We start from the raw sequence: 15,349 nt of genomic DNA, 5'->3' as shown, positions 1-15,349 counted from the left end.
CATTGGGCTGCTTTGACAAGGTGGCCCCAATTGCGGGAAACTTAAGGGGAACGGCTAAACCAGCGCAACTGTGAACCCGTCAGCCTGTGCAAGGGGGAAAGGCCCCCACCCCGTTCGGGCTCCCGCGGCCTTCTCCCTCCACGGAAGCCCTGGCACAAGGTCTGTCCTGGAAAGGATGCAGTGGTGATCGCATATTGCCCGACCTGTAGCTTTCGGGCACCGGCTGAGCTCAGCCCCCTCCGTTGCCCCAGCACTTCCACGCCTCTGGAGTACACCGACCTCCCCCCCTTCGACCCTGCGGCCATCGACCCTGCCCAGGCAGGTCAATGGCGCTACCGGGCCATGTTGCCCGTGGTCGGCCCCGGCCAGGAGCTGGTGACCCTGGGCGAAGGGTGGACACCCCTGATTCAAGACCGCTGGCATGGGCTGCCCCTCCACTGGAAGCTGGATGCCCTGATGCCGACGGGCAGTTACAAGGATCGGGGCGTGAGCGTGATGGTGAACTGGCTGGTCAGCCGGGGGGCGCTGACCGTGGTGGACGATTCCAGCGGCAACGCCGGGGCCAGCCTGGCCTGCTACGCGGCCCGGGCCGGCCTGGAGGCATGTATCTACGTCCCCGAGAGCGCGCCCATGCCCAAAAAGGCCCAGATCGCCATCTACGGCGCGGAGCTGGTGGAAGTTCCCGGCCCCCGGGACGCGGCCTCCAAAGCCGCGGCCGCGGCCAGCCGTATGGTTAAGTCCATCAAATACGCCTCCCACGCCTGGCATCCGGCCTTCCTGCTGGGGCAGATGACCGCGGCCTGGGAGATCTGGGAGCAGCTGGGGCGCCAGGTGCCGGACTGGGTGGTGGCGCCGGCCGGCCATGGCGGAGCGCTGTTGGGCATCTGGCGTGGCTTCCAACATCTGCAAAATTCCGGCGTGACCGACAAACTCCCCAGGCTGATGGCCGTTCAGGCCGAGCCCTACACGCCCATCTACGATGCCTTCCATCACCGCCAGACCCAGGTTCATCCCACCGTGGTCATGGAGCCCATCAGCGCCGACGGCATCGCCATCAACGTGCCGGTGCGGGCCGCCTCCCTGCTGGAGGCGCTGCGCCGCTCCCAGGGGACTGTGGTGGCCGTCGACGAAGCCGAGATCCGGCAGGCCCACCGCCAACTGGCTGAACGGGGGCTCTTTGTGGAGCCTACCAGTGCCACTGTGGCGGCCGCGTTGTGCAAAAGCCTTTCCCTTTTCAACGCCAGCGATAGCGTCGTGGCCGTTCTGACCGGCCATGGCCTGAAGAATCCACCCAGCGTGGATGAAGAGTAGGATAGAATCTCGTGAGTGCTGCTGACCTATCTGAATTTGAGGAACGTCATCATCTTCATTTTAATGACAAACAACTGCTTCAACAGGCCTTCGTCCATCGCAGCTACCTGAACGAAGCCCCGGATGATGAAGTGCTGGAGGACAACGAGCGGCTGGAGTTTCTGGGTGACGCCATTCTGGGCTTCATCGTCAGCGAGGAGCTGTTTCGCCGCTTCCCAGAACAGCGGGAGGGGGACCTCACCAACCTGCGGGCCGCCCTGGTGCGCCGGGAGACCCTGGCCCGCCTGGCTGAACGCCTTGACCTGGGCGACTATCTGCTGCTGGGGCACGGCGAGGACGAGAGCGGCGGACGCCAGCGGTCGGCCATCCTGTGCGCCACCTTCGAGGCCCTGGTCGGCGCCATCTACCTGGAGCATGGCATCGATGTGGCGCGCCACTTTGTGCTGAGCCAGATGGAAGACGAGCTGGCGCTGCTACAGGAGGGGGACTACGGCAAGGATCCCAAGAGCCGCCTCCAGGAGTGGGCCCAGGAGGTCTTCGGCGCGGCGCCCCGCTACAAGGTGGTGGATAGTGAAGGCCCAGACCACGCCCGCATCTTCACCATCCAGGTCTCCATTCTACAACATCCGTGGGGTGTGGGGCGGGGCCACAGCAAGCAGGAGGCTTCCCAGGCTGCGGCGGCCATGGCCCTCCATCGCATCGGAGTCAACGTGCCTGAATACACGCCCGACCCCGCGCTGGAGGCCCAGTGGCCCCTGCCGCCGCCCCTGCCCTTGCCCGGCACCGAAGACGGCCTGAACCAGGGGAAACCGTCGGGCCGGTAGTCGGCTTGAAGCCGCTGTAGAAACGGGCTACATCTCCATCACTTCGCGGGCCTGGGCCTGACTGCCGTTCTCCTCGGCGGGGACCATGCGGTCGCCCTCCAGTCGCAGGCTGATCACCTGGCTGATGCCATCCTTGCCCATGGTGATGCCGTAGATGGCGTTGGTCCCTTCCAGGGTGCGCCGGTTGTGGGTAATGATGATGAACTGGGTGCCGGCGCTGAGGGCCTCCACGCTCTGGCGGAAGCGGTCCACGTTGGCCTCGTCCAGGGCGGCGTCCACCTCATCCAGCACGCAGAATGGAGTGGGGCTGACCTTGAGGATGGCGAAGATCAGGGCGCAGGCCGCCAGGGTCCGTTCGCCACCGGAAAGGAGCTCCAGGCTCTGGGGGCGCTTGCCCGGCGGGCGGGCAATGATCTCGATCCCGGAGTTGGCGATGTCGTCGGGATCGGTCAGAAGGAGCTCGGCTGTGCCGCCGTTGAAGAGGGTCCGGAAGAACTGGACGAATTCCTGGGCCACCGCGTGGAAGGTCTCCTGCAGGCGTCGGCGCATCACCTCGTCCAGCTCCCGGATGATCTTGCGCAGGTCCGCCGCGGCGGCTTCCAGGTCCCGCGACTGGGTGAGCAGGTGCTCGTGGCGGCTGGCGGCCTCCTCATACTCCCGGGGCGCGTCCGGGTTCACATTGCTCACCCGGCTGAGGCGCGCCCGCATCTCTCGCACTTCCTCTTCCAGCCCCTCGGGAATACTGGTCAGTGCCGGTAGCTGCTCCACCACCGCTTCCCAGGGCAGGGGCGGCTGATAGGCCACCTCGTCGCTCTCCTCCAGGAGAACCAGCCCCAGGTCCTGCTCGATGTCGTGGCGCAGCTGCTGAAGGGCATCTTCGCAGCGCTGGAGCTGATACTGGGCCCCGTTCCAGGCGTTTTCATCCCGGCGCAGTCCCTCCTGGAGGCGGCGCTCTTCGCCTTCGGCCTGTTGCTGCTCGGCCTCCAGGCGGGCCAACTCCGCTTCCGCCGGCCGGATGTGGGACTGGAGGGCCACCAGGGCGCCGGTCAACTGGTCTTCCTGCGCGCTCAGCTCCCGGATGCGGCGGTTCAACTGCTCTTCCTCGGCCTGCAGCAGCCCGATCTGCCGCTCCTTGGCCCCGATCTGGTCCACCACGCTTTGCAGCCCGGAGCGCTGGTTGGCCAGCAGGGCCTGCTGGCTCTGGAGATCGCCCTGGGCCGCCGCCGCGGCGGCGCGAACATCGGCCAGTTGTCGCAGCAGGTCGCCCACCCCGGCCGCCTCCACCGCTGCCTCGGCCTCCTCCAGGGCCTGCCGGGCCTCGGTCTCTTCCTGGGACAGGGCGGCCAGCGCCTGGCGGGTCTCCTGGATCTGCGCTGCCAGCCTATCCAACTCCTGTTGCAGGGTGGCCCGCCGTTCGGCCTGCCACTGCTCTCCCTGGCGGGCCCGGTCCAGTTGTCGGCGCAGGTCATCCAGCTCGGCCCGTTGTTGCCGCTCCTGGCGAGCCAGGGCCGCCAGCCTTTCCTGCAGGGGGCCCATCTGGGCCTGCAGGGCTTCCAGACGGCTATGCAGCTCCTGGCACTTCTCGGCTGCCTGTCGGGCCCGGGCGTTGGCCTCCTCCATCTGGGCGGGCAATTCACGCAGCTCCCGTTCCCGGGCCAGCATGGAATGGTCCTGCTGGCTGCGGTCACTGCCGCCGGTCACGGCACCGCCGGGCCGCACAATGTCGCCCTCCAGGGTGACCACCGTGGGGCGGGGGCCCCGGGTGATGCTGTCCAGCGCCTGCCGGGCCGTGTCCAGGTCCTCCACCACCCAGACCCGGTTCAGGAGCTGCTGGACGGCCGGCTCCACATCCGGCGAGTAGGAGACCAGCTCCGCGGCGTTGCCCAGGACGCCCGGCTGCCTGGGGGCCGGAATGGGCGGCAGCACGTGTAGCCGGTCCAGGGGCAGAAAGGTGGCCCGGCCCTGCCCGCTCTGCTTCAGGTACTCGATGGCCCGCTGAGCATCTCCCCACCGACGGACGATCACATGCTGGATGGCGCCGCCCAGGGCCGTCTCCATGGCCCTGTCCAGGTGGGGTGGGACGTGGATGGCCGTGGCCACGGTGCCGATGACGCCGGTCAGGGCGGGGGAGGGACCCTGGGCCGCCGCGAGCACCGCCCGGACGCCGCTGGCGTAGCCGGCTCCTTCGTTGCGCAGTCGCTGCAACAGTTCGAAGCGGGTCTGGAGGCGGTCCGCCGTCCGATCCGCAGCGACCCGCACCTCCTGGGCTTCTGCCAGTGCCTGGCGCAGGGCGGCCATCTCTGCCTGGCGTTGCTCCATCTCCTGCTGGACCCGGGTGCCTTCGGCCTGGGTGGCGGCCAACAGGCGCTCCGCCTCCTGCAGGTGCTCCTGCAGGGCCTGGGCCGCCTGGCGAGATGCGGCAAGAGCTTCCGTCTGCTCGGCCAGTTCCTGGCGGAGGCTGGCCTGCCGCTCTTCCCACTGCTGGATCCGGGCCTGGTCGTTGGCGCGGCGGGTGGCAAGCTGGTTCACCGTCTGGCGGGCCACGGCCAGTTGTTGCTCCAGCTCGGCCTGCTCCTGCTGACGCCGGGCCACTTCCCGTTGCACGGCCTCCACCTGGGCCCGTCGCTCCTCGTAGTGAGCCCGGCTCTGGGCCAGCTGCCCCTCCAGGTCGGCAATGCGGCCCTGGAGGGTCTCCTGTTGCAGGCGCAGGGGAACCAGCTCCCGCTGGGCTTCTTCCTGGCGGGCCTGGACCTGGCGCAGGCGTTCTTGCGCCACGGCCAGTTCCCGTCCCACCCGTTCGGCCTGGCGGTGGAGGATGCTGCTTTCCCGGTGTCGGTCGCCAAGCTGGTTGCGCAGGGCCGCCTGTCGGGTGCGCAGGGATTCAATCTGCCGACCCACAGCTTCCAGCTCCTGCTGGCGTCGGGCCACCTGCTGCTTCAGCGCCACCACCTGGCCATGTTGCCGTTCCAGCTCGGCCAGGGCCTGGTGCCAGCGGTAGCCATACCAGGTGCGCAACAGCTGGCGCAGGTCGGCCGCGATCTGTTCCCGCTCCCGGGCCCGCTCCGCCTGGCGGCGCAGGTGGCCCAGTCGTGGGCTGAGCTCGGCGATGATGTCCTGGACCCGGGTCAGGTTTTGCTGGGTGGCCTCCAGCCGGCGCAGGGTCGTGTTGCGCTTGGCCTGATAGCCGGTGATGCCGGCGGCCTCCTCGAAGAGGGAGCGCCGCTCCTCGGGCGCCAGGCTCAGCACCCGGTCGATGAGCCCCTGGCCGATGAGGGCGTAGGTGCGCTTGCCCAGGCCGGTCTGGGCAAGGGCTTCGGTGATATCCTGCAGGCGCACCCGCTGGCCGTTGATGAGGTACTCGTTGTTGCCGTCCCGATAGGCCCGCCGGGTGATCTCCACCTCTTCGAAGTCCAGGGGAATCTGGCCCTGGCTGTTGTCCAGGGTGACGGTGACCTGGGCCATGCCCAGGCGGGCCTTTTGGTCGCTGCCAGAAAAGATGATGTCGCTGGTCTTTTTGGAGCGCAACAGGCTGAAGCTCTGTTCGCCCAGGCACCAGCGGATGGCGTCGACGATGTTGCTCTTGCCGCTGCCGTTGGGACCGACAATGGCGGTCACGCCGGGGTCGAAGATAAATTCAGTTTTACGGGCGAAGGTCTTAAAGCCCTGGATGACGACCCGTTTAATGCGCATGGTGTCCTCAGTCCTGCACGGGTGGTTGCGATGGACGCTTCAACGAAACAGGGCGCTCCACAGGGCGGGCAGGAAAAGCTCCAGCAGGGTGCCGACGGCCACCAGGCCGACGGACCAGAGCAGCAGCGTCCGCCGATCGTGCCAGATGTGGCGGGGAGACCAGTTGCCGGTGAGGGGGGGCTCGGCCAGGAGGACCGTCAGGCCAGCGTAGCCGGCCACCCGCACCAGGGTCCACAGGGGCAGGGCCGCCAGCAGGGCAGCCGGGCTGGCCAGGACCAGGAGCAGGGATGCCATGCCATAGCCGGCCAGGTTGATGGCCCGGACCACGAACCAGTTGGCCACCAGCCCGCCTGTGGCCGGGGCACCCACCAGGACGCCCGCGGTCTCGGCCAGCCGTCCCACAGGGGCGGCGGCCAGGCCCGACGGCAGCGGTCCCTGGTCAAAGAACCAGCGGGTCATGGCGCCCCGGTAGAGGAAGCCATCGGGGATGGCCCGCTCCACCTGGCCGATCACCAGCCAGCTCAGCGCGGTGATGGTCACAAACTGGACGGCCAGCCACAAGGCCACCACGTAGAGGCTCTGGCGGATTTCACCCCGGCGCAGGGGGATGGCCAGGAAGACGGTCAGCCCCACGGCCTGGATCAGGGGCAGAAAACGGGGCTGACCCAACCCCGCGGGCAGGGCGGTGGTCAGCAGGGCAAAAAAGGCGGCCGTGATGTAGAAGACAGGGTCGTGAGTCAGGCGATACGGCCTGTCTTGAGGCGATGGATTGTTCGGTGATCTGTTGTTCGACAATAGGTCGTTCGACGATGAGTTGCGAGACGGTGTGTTCATGCCGGGTCACATGGGTGCACAGGGATGGCTCCAAACCCGGAAATTATACCATCGACCGGGCCGACAGCCCAGGGGCAGCGCCATCCGTCAAACGGGCCATCAAACAGGACTGCGCCGTCCACCCGTGTCTGAAGGACATCTGGATGGACGGCGCAGCGAAACAGAGTCACAGATTGGCGGGCCGTGCTGGATGGAGCCAGTTCAGCGCTGGCGGTTGGGATCCAGCAGCCACTGCACCAGCCCGCGGATCTCCTCTTCGCTCATCTGATCGGCGAAGTTTTGGGGCATGATGTTGGCACTGTAGCCCGGTACGATGAACGCGTTGGGATCCACGATGCTGGTGTAGACATAAGTCTCGGCGTCCTGGCCGGGGACCATTTCCCCGGCGACTTCGTAGAGGTTGCCCAGGTTGGGACCCACGGGACCCCGGTTGGTGTCGGTCTGGGGCTGATCCAGGTTGTGGCAGCCAGAGCAGCCGTAGGTGACGAAGAGTTCCTGGGGTGGCCGGGGGCCGGCGCTCTCACCCTGGGCTGCCTGTTCGGCAGGAGCCTGCTCCTGGGCACCTTCGGCCTTGGAGGGGGCATCCTGGAAGAACTGCCAGGGGTCTTCCTCCGGCGTCTGCTGGAGGGCATCCTCTTCCCAGTTGAGCACGTAGGCCGTTACTTGCTCGATCTGGTCATCCCGCAGGGGCCCGCCAAAGCGGTTGCTCCAGGTGGGCATGATTTGGGCCCACTGGGTGTTCACCTTGGAGGGGCGCCCGGCGGCCACGGTCAGGGCGACATAGTCGTGCAGGGAGCCGGCCCAGCCGATATCGTTTAGGCGCTGGGTGAAGAAGTAGCGGCTGTGGAGGGCCGGCGCCACATTGGGCAGCCCTTTTCCGTCGGGCCCGTGGCAACTGGAGCAGTTGTTGGCAAAGATTTCGGCGCCCTTCTCGATCTGGCGCCCTTCCCAGTTGCGGGTCTGGGCCTCCATGCGGGGTTCCTCAAAGAGCCCGATGAAGAGGATCACCACGATGGCGATCAACACCGACAGGATGCCCAGGATGATCTTGGTGATGGGCGATTTGATGTACAGATAGGCGTACCAGGGTTTTCGCATGGCCTCGTCTACTCCCCGTTTTCCGACTGGAAGATGTAGCTGAAGTCCCGCAGCCCGTACTGCTCCCAGTACATGGAGTTTTCATGCAGGAAGAAATCCCGGTTGAAGACATCTTCCTGTCCGTCTGCGGTCACCCAGTGGATCTCCCAGTGGATCTTCTTCAGGGAAGGCTGGTTCTGGGTGATCACCAACAGCCCGTAGGCGTGGTTGAAGTCGGGATCTTCCTCTTCGTAATGGGCGATCTCTTCCTTGTAGGCGTGGAAGAGTTCGGCGAATTCGGGATCGTCAAACTCGTATTCCTCCCGGGTGTCGTAGGTACCCACGGGCAGATGCTTGTAACCGATCTCCCGCACCAGGCCAGCCCCTTCTTCGGGCATCAGCGCCTGGACCACCTCCACCGCGGGGGCTGCCTGCACGGCATAGTGGGGGGTGCCCATCCAGCTCAGGATGATCATGATGGTGCCGGCCACAATGCCGCTGATGATGGCCACCCGGCGATCCCGGCCTCGGCGGCTGGGGTTGGGGTCCAGGTAGGGGATGGCCATGAGGAGGACCAGGAGCACACCCGGCAGGATGACGCCGGCGATGGTCTTATCCGCAATCTTCAAGAGCCCCTGGAGCCAGTAGAAGTACCAGGGTGCCACCGTGTGCAGGGGCGTGGCCTGGGGGTTGGCGATGGATTCCAGGGGGGCCTGGAAGAAGAAGGCCGTGATCACCACCATCAGGGTCGTGAAGCCAATGAGGAAGCTGGCCTCATCGATGGCCACATCCGGCAGGAAGTAGACCCGGCGGTCGGCCGGCACTTTGTTGGCCGTATCCTGGCCCACCTCTTCCTCCTGGGCCGGCAGGCTGATGCCAAAGTGCACGACCTTGTAGTAGTGCACAAAGAAGAAGAGGATCAGCAGCAGCGGCAGGAAGAAGACGTGCAGCAGGTAGAAGCGCAGCAGGCCGTTGGCGCCAATGTCGGGCGCGCCCCGGGCCAGCAGGTTAACCGTCTCACCCACGATCTTGGGCGGCACGGCCTCGGCCATGGAGGTGCCGATGGTCACCGCCCAGAAGGCCAGCTGGTCCCACGGCAGCAGGTAGCCTGAGAAGCTCAGGAACAGGGTGATCACCAGCAGGACCACGCCCGAAAACCAGGTGAACTGCCGGGGCGCCTTGTAGCTGCCGGTCAGGTAGGTGCGGACCATGTGGAGGGTGACGATGGCCACCATGAGCTCGGCGCCCAACCGGTGCAGGTCCCGCATGAACTGGCCGAAGGGGACGTTGCTCAGCAGCCGGATCATGTCCGAATAGGCCCGGTCCGGCGACGGTGCATACCAGATCATCAAAAAGATGCCGGTAATGGTTTCCACAAAAAAGAGGTAGGTGGAGAGCAGCCCCAGCCGGAAGGTATGGGTGAAGCGGGTGACGCTCTCGTGATAATAGGTCGGCTTGATATGCAGCAGGAAGGTTTCGGAATGGGGCTTGAGGCGCGGGTTGGGGCGTCCCGGCGGCTCCCCACGAATCATGCGCCGGAATTCGCCCGGGCTAATACCGGCCGTGATCCGGGTGAAGGTATCCTCTGCAAGCCCAAGAACGGTGCTTACCAGGCCTTTCTTTTGGACTTCAGGTTGTACAGCCATTTGGACTCCGTTTCTTCAGCAAAGGATGAGACGTCTGCCTGTGTCTGGTACAGTCCGGCGTAAATACCACGGCAGAAATTCAGCGGCACTCCCTCGATGGAAGCCAGGCGATTTCTGCCGGGGTTTACGAGGGTAGGCCGTGCAGAAGGCGAGGCCCATGGAGCCGGGCCAAGGCCCGGCTGCCCCTGCCTGGGCCGACGTACACCCGGTCAGGCAACCTGGGCCCGGGCTGGCGATTCGCTGCTCGGGGAACCGAGGATCTTGCTGCCGGTATCCACCACCACTTCCCCGTTTTCCACGGAAATCTCGAAATAGTCCAGGGAGCGGGGCGCCGGCCCTTCGATGTAAAAACCATCGTGGGTGAATTTGGAGCCGTGACACGGGCATTCGAAGCGCCAGTTGGATTCCACCCACTTGTAAAGGCAGCCCAGGTGAGTGCAGACCATGTACAGCGCCTTGGGCTGGCCCTCTTCGGTGGTGACCAGCCAGAACTTACCGTCGGTGAAGGGGCGGGGGGCTTCGTCCGGGCTGGGCAGGGTGTTTTCCGGACCGATGAAGAATTTACCGCCGAACTCGCCAGCGCGGAAGCGGGGGTAGAGGTAGAAAAAGCTGACCACGCCACCCTCCAGGGCCAGCAGCCCCAGGGCAGCTCCCCAGGCATAGGTGAGGAACTCCCGGCGGTTCATCTCGGCCGGCGAAGGCAGGCCATCGGCAGCTTCCGGCGTCGCTTTGGGCGCTGCCTTGGGTGCAGCCGCCGGACGAGCCTTGGGCGCGGCCGTCCCATTACCCGAGACCCCGGCGCTTTCCGCCGGGCGCTGGCGTGGCGCGCGGGCCGGGGCTGCTGCCTTCTCAGCCTCCTTGACCGGCGCCTCTACCGCCTTTGGAGCCTGGCTCTCCTGGGCCTGGGGCCGGGCCGGCGCCGCTTCGGCAGCCTCCGCCGCCCGAGCCTTGGGCGCGGCCGGCAGCTCGCCCGCGGCGTGGGCAGCCTTGGCCCGCTTGGCCGCCTCCTGCATCTTTTTCTTCAACTCTGCGATGCGCTTTTCTCGCTCTTCGCCGGTCAACTCCGAAATTTTTTCCGCCATCTGGCTCTGGTCTCCTTTTGACAAAGCTGCGGTCGCTAGACCTACCGGCTGTCATCCACCGCCACAGGTGCCTGTGGCCCGGGCTTTCCTCAGTGTACCATCCCTTCCCATCTCCCATCAACCCATGGAGGGGCTGTTAAGGCCAGCGGGAAGGGGTGGCACCCATATCTGGGCACACCTTGTCTAAACAAACCTTAACAAACCTTATCCAGGTAATCGGCGTCTAAACAATCGGCCTTGGCGGCGGCTTGCAATCAACCAGGTAAGGGGAAAATCTCCTGAGAATTTTGTGCGTTTTTGGAAGTCTGTTTTTGATGTCTTGAGACGGTTGCAATCGGTTAGAGAATATAGCATACGCCCCCTGGCTTGTCAAAATTATCACAAATTCCCGGGCAATTGCCGTTACGAGCTGCGCCTACGACATGGCACCCGTTCTCGTAGGTGTGGTCTCCGGCCGCCCGGTGGTGCCATGGCCTGGCGGATGAAGGGGCGGCGACGGATGCGCAGCTACGAGCTGCGCCTACGACATGGCACCCGTTCTCGTAGGTGCGGTCTCCGGCCGCCCGGTGGTGCCACGTCCTGGCGGATGAAGGGGCGGGCACGGATGCGCAGCTACGAGCTGCGCATCCGATATGGCACCCGTTCCCGTTGTCTAGACCAGTTCGGCCAGCCGTTCGGCCAGTTGGCTGCGCCGGACCTGGAGCTCCTCATGCTTCGCCCGCTCCCGATCCACTACCTCCTGGGGGGCCTTGTTGACGAAGCCGGGGTTGTTGAGCAGGCCTTCACTGCGCTGGATCAGGCGGTCCAGGTTTTCGATCTCCTTCTGCAGCCGCGCCCGCTCCGCGGCCAGATCCACCAGGCCGGCCAGGGGCAGGTAGATGGTGATGGGGCCGGCGGCCAGGGTCACCGCCTGCTCCGGCGCGTCCAACTCCCGGGCCACGGTGAACGCTTCCTCGTCCAGGCGGGCCAGGGCGCAGAGCAGCTCCCGGTTTTCCTGGACCAGGGAGAGGTGATCCCCTGCGCTGAACTGGGCGGCGATGCGCCGGGCTGGCTCCACGTTGTACTCGCTGCGCGCGTTGCGGATGGCCCGCACCATCTCCTGCAGGCGGCCAAATTGCTCATCCACCTCCTGGCTCTGCCGCCCGGCCGGCTTTGGCCAACGGCTGATGATGAGGGCGCGCTGGCCGTCGGCCAGGTTGGGCAGGTTCTGCCAGATGGTCTCGGTGACGAAGGGCATGTATGGGTGCAGCAGGCGAAGGCTGCGCTCCAGCACGTGGGCCAGGACCTGACGGGTCGCCTGGGCCTGCTCCCCGTCGTCTCCGTACAGCCGCACCTTGGCCGCTTCGATGTACCAGTCGCAGTACTCGTTCCAGAGGAACTCGTAGAGCTGGCGGCCGGCCTCGCCCAGCTGCCAGCTGTTGATCAGCCGGGTCACTTCCTGGATGACGTGGTCCAGGCGGCTGAGGATCCAGCGGTCGGCCAGGCCGAGCAGCTGCTCATCGGGCAGCTGGTAGCCCACGTTGAAGGGGTCCGGGTCCGCTTCCAGGGGAAGCTCCGTCCCATCCAGGTTGAGGATGACGAAGCGGGCGGCGTTCCAGATCTTGTTGGCGAAGTTTCGGTTGGCCTCGATGCGGGTGACGCTCAGCTTGACGTCGTTGCCGGGAGTGGCGCCGGTCAGCAGGGTGAAGCGCAGGGCATCCGCGCCGTAGTCCCGGATCAGGTCCAGGGGATCCAGCACGTTGCCCACGCTCTTGCTCATCTTGCGGCCCTGTTCATCCCGCACCAGGCCATGGAGGTAGACGTAGCGGAAGGGCACGTCCCCGGTGAAGCGGAGCCCCAGCATGATCATGCGGGCCACCCAGAAGAAGAGGATGTCGTAGCCCGTCTCCAGCACGGTGGTGGGGTAGTATTTCTCGTAGTCCGGCGTGCGCTCGGGCCAGCCCAGGGTGCTGAAGGGCCACAGGCCGCTGCTGAACCAGGTGTCCAGCACGTCGGGGTCCTGCTCCAGGTGGACGGCTTCGCCGTAGTGGGCGATGGCCTGTTCCAGGGCCTCGCTTTCGTCTCGGGCGGCGAAGGCGTGGCCGTCTGGCCCATACCAGATGGGGATGCGGTGACCCCACCAGAGCTGCCGGCTGATGCACCAGTCCCGGATGTTTTCCATCCAGTGGAAGTAGACCCGGTTGAAGCGTTCCGGGATGATCTGGATGCGACCGCTGCGCACAGCCTCGATGGAAGGTTCGGCCAGGGGCTTGGTGCGCACCCACCACTGTTCGCTGAGGAGGGGCTCCACCACCGTCCCACAGCGCTCGCAGTGGCCCACCTGGTGGACCCGCTCCTCCACCCGCACGGTGAGGCCAGCCTGCTCCATGTCTGCCCACAGCTTCTCCCGGGCCTCGTAGCGGTCCAGGCCGGCGTAGGGGCCCGCCTCGTCGTTGAGGGTGGCGTCCTGGTTCATGATGTTGATCATGGGCAGATCGTGGCGCCGGCCGATCTCGTAGTCGTTGGGATCGTGGCCGGGCGTCACCTTGAGCGCGCCCGTGCCGAACTCAGGGTCCACATGCTCGTCGGCGATGATGGGGATCTCCCGGTTGAGCATGGGCACCAGGGCTGTCTTACCGATGAGGTGCCGGTATCGCTCGTCGTCCGGATGGACGGCCACCGCGGTGTCGCCCAGGATGGTTTCGGGGCGGGTGGTGCTCACCTCCACGTAGCCGCCGTCTTTGAGGGGGTAGCGGAAGGTATAGAGCTTGCCGTGGACCTCCTCATACTCCACCTCCAGGTCGCTGATGGCGCTCATGCAGCGGGGACACCAGTTGACCAGATAGTTGCCCCGGTAGATGAGCCCATCCCGGTACAGGGTGATGAAGGCCTCCAGCACCGCGTCGCTCAGGCCGTCATCCAGGGTGAAGCGCTCCCGCTGCCAGTCGCAGGAGATGCCCATGCGCCGCTGCTGCGCGGTGATGCGGGCGTGGTACTCATCCTTCCAGGCCCACACCTCCCGCACAAAGGCTTCCCGGCCCAGGTCGTGGCGGGTGATCCCCTGGGCTTCCAGCTTCCGCTCCACCACATTTTGGGTGGCGATGCCGGCGTGGTCGGTGCCGGGCACCCACAGGGTGGGTCGCCCCACCATGCGGTTGTAGCGGATGAGCATGTCCTCGATGCTGCTGGTGATGGCGTGGCCCAGGTGCAGGGCCCCGGTGACGTTGGGCGGGGGCATGCTGATGACGAAGGGCTCGGCATCCGGCAGTGCCTGGCCGATGGCGATTTGCTTTTCCGGGCGGAAGAAGTCATTTTTCTCCCACCATTCGTATAGCTCTTCTTCCACCCGGGTATGGTCATACGTTTTTGGCATCTGATTGGCATTACTTGACATGGGCTACGTCCTCCGGCGTATGCTTGGGATCCTCAGCAGGGCAAAAAAGAGAGCCGCCTGTCTCCAAGGACGAAGCGACTCCGCGGTACCACCCTGGTTAAACGCCGATCCGTCGGCGTTTCCCTCTGGCGCTGTAACGGGCTTTCCCGGACAAAACTAGAGGAAGAATGAATTGAAAATGGCTAATTGAAAATGATTAATGGAACGAGCCGGACCCCACTCTCATTAATCATTTTCAATTCTCAATTTTCAATGAATATTTTCCTCTTCGCTTTGCCAACCTTCCCGGCGACCTTCCCCGCTTTCACAACGAACAGGGCTTTCAGCCTGTGGCCCCGTCTCTCTGGCGTGTCCGGCGGGTACTCCTCCGGTGCACTGTTGTTCCATTCTTTGATTATTCTGGCGTAGAGTATACAGACGCCCAGACTGGATGTCAAGAAGTTGCCAATCCGGGGATGCACCCCCGTAGGAGCAAGGCTTGCCTTGCCCGCCCACGTCGGACAGGGCAAGCCCCGTCCCTACTCATGCAAACAGCTGCGTGGTGGGCTTGATGTAGAGCTCCGGCACGTGGGCCCGGGGCGGCAGGGTGGCCACGAAGAGCACCGCCGCAGCCACATCCTCGGGCTGGAGGATCTGGGCCCGGTGCTCTTCGCTGACCGGGACCGGCCGGTCGTCCAGGATGGGGGTGTTGACCTCGCCCGGGCAGAGGTTGGTGGCCCGGATGCCGTTATCCTTCTCCTCGATGGCGATGACCCGGGTCAAGGCCGAGAGGGCATGCTTGGAGGCGCTGTAGGCTGCGCCGCCCAGGGGGCTGGCCCGCACCCCGGCCAGAGACGAGATGTTGACGATCACCCCATCCCGCCGCTCCCGCATCTGGGGCAGTACCGCGTGGATGACGTTGAAGGCGCCGGTGGCGTTGACCTGCATGATGTAGTCCCAGTCCTCCGGGGATAGCTCCGCCAGGCGCCGTCGGGCCACGTTGACCCCCGCGTTGTTGACCAGGATGTGGATGGGGCCGAACTCCTGGTTGATCCAGTGGACCAGGGCCGCCACCTGCTCCCGGTCCGCCACATCCGCCACCCGGTAGCGGACGGGTCGCGGGCTCTGGATGGCCGCGCAGGTCTCTTCCAGTTTGGCCGCGCGGCGGCCGGTGATGATCACCTGGGCGCCTTCGCTGGCCAGGGCGGCGGCGCTGGCCTGGCCGATGCCGGTGCCGCCGCCGGTCACAAGGGCAACTTTTCCTTCCAAACGCATGAATCTTAACTCCTGTGTGAAGGCTCGTTCGTTTGTACGCTGTATCTGTGGCTCTACTGCAAAAAGGGCATTTTTAAACGCAAAGGCGCAAAGGTACAAAGGCGCAAAGAAACGCAGGAGAGAATCTGCCGAATCAGCGTTCATCTGCGTGGGTCTACGTCCTGGTAACAATCGACAATTATCGTCGGTGGGGACGATGTGCTTGATAGTGATGGCATCCTTTTCTACGACGATGTGATCAATTAACAACCGAATCAC

9 protein-coding genes are annotated in these 15,349 nt (G+C 65.2%); 2 read left to right on the top strand and 7 right to left on the bottom strand.

Annotated elements, in window-relative coordinates; translation table 11 throughout:
- Positions 1-183: 183 nt before the first annotated feature.
- Entirely contained in the window at positions 184-1,311 is a 1,128-nt protein-coding gene (locus FKZ61_RS13785; protein ID WP_141610711.1) for a threonine synthase, read from the top strand.
- A gap of 11 nt (positions 1,312-1,322) precedes the next feature.
- A complete protein-coding gene (gene rnc, locus FKZ61_RS13780; RefSeq protein WP_141610710.1) occupies positions 1,323-2,135 on the top strand; it encodes a ribonuclease III in 813 nt (270 codons plus the stop codon).
- A 27-nt stretch (positions 2,136-2,162) separates the two neighbouring features.
- On the opposite strand, the gene smc is transcribed toward rnc, so the two are convergent.
- The 7 genes from smc to FKZ61_RS13745 form a co-directional block, all read right to left on the bottom strand.
- Entirely contained in the window at positions 2,163-5,825 is a 3,663-nt protein-coding gene (gene smc / locus FKZ61_RS13775; RefSeq protein WP_141610709.1) for a chromosome segregation protein SMC, read from the bottom strand.
- Between the two features lie 39 nt (positions 5,826-5,864).
- Entirely contained in the window at positions 5,865-6,620 is a 756-nt protein-coding gene (locus FKZ61_RS13770) for a hypothetical protein (protein WP_141610708.1), read from the bottom strand.
- A gap of 240 nt (positions 6,621-6,860) precedes the next feature.
- Entirely contained in the window at positions 6,861-7,757 is an 897-nt protein-coding gene (locus FKZ61_RS13765) for a c-type cytochrome (protein WP_141610707.1), read from the bottom strand.
- A gap of 8 nt (positions 7,758-7,765) precedes the next feature.
- Positions 7,766-9,382 (bottom strand): cytochrome b, encoded by a 1,617-nt coding sequence (locus FKZ61_RS13760; RefSeq protein WP_141610706.1) that lies wholly within the window; start codon positions 9,380-9,382, stop codon positions 7,766-7,768.
- Between the two features lie 209 nt (positions 9,383-9,591).
- Positions 9,592-10,464, bottom strand: coding sequence for a QcrA and Rieske domain-containing protein (locus tag FKZ61_RS13755; RefSeq protein ID WP_141610705.1), 873 nt, complete (start codon positions 10,462-10,464; stop codon positions 9,592-9,594).
- A gap of 652 nt (positions 10,465-11,116) precedes the next feature.
- Positions 11,117-13,816: a valine--tRNA ligase gene (locus FKZ61_RS13750; RefSeq protein ID WP_229964257.1), complete on the bottom strand. Its 2,700-nt coding sequence runs from the start codon at positions 13,814-13,816 to the stop codon at positions 11,117-11,119.
- 543 nt (positions 13,817-14,359) lie between these two features.
- On the bottom strand, positions 14,360-15,091 hold the full coding sequence (locus FKZ61_RS13745; protein ID WP_141610703.1) for an SDR family oxidoreductase: 732 nt from the start codon (positions 15,089-15,091) through the stop codon (positions 14,360-14,362).
- Positions 15,092-15,349: the final 258 nt, after the last annotated feature.

The organism is Litorilinea aerophila, from assembly GCF_006569185.2.
In the GTDB taxonomy this organism is placed as follows: Bacteria; Chloroflexota; Anaerolineae; order Caldilineales; family Caldilineaceae; genus Litorilinea; species Litorilinea aerophila.
This window is presented reverse-complemented; position numbering and strand designations above follow the sequence as displayed.

Coding starts and splice junctions, on each gene's coding strand:
- FKZ61_RS13765 (WP_141610707.1), bottom strand. CDS start 7,757: ATGCGAAAACCCTGGTACGCCTATCTGTACATCAAATCGCCCATCACC.
- FKZ61_RS13755 (WP_141610705.1), bottom strand. CDS start 10,464: ATGGCGGAAAAAATTTCGGAGTTGACCGGCGAAGAGCGAGAAAAGCGC.
- FKZ61_RS13760 (WP_141610706.1), bottom strand. CDS start 9,382: ATGGCTGTACAACCTGAAGTCCAAAAGAAAGGCCTGGTAAGCACCGTT.
- FKZ61_RS13750 (WP_229964257.1), bottom strand. CDS start 13,816: ATGCCAAAAACGTATGACCATACCCGGGTGGAAGAAGAGCTATACGAA.
- smc (WP_141610709.1), bottom strand. CDS start 5,825: ATGCGCATTAAACGGGTCGTCATCCAGGGCTTTAAGACCTTCGCCCGT.
- FKZ61_RS13745 (WP_141610703.1), bottom strand. CDS start 15,091: ATGCGTTTGGAAGGAAAAGTTGCCCTTGTGACCGGCGGCGGCACCGGC.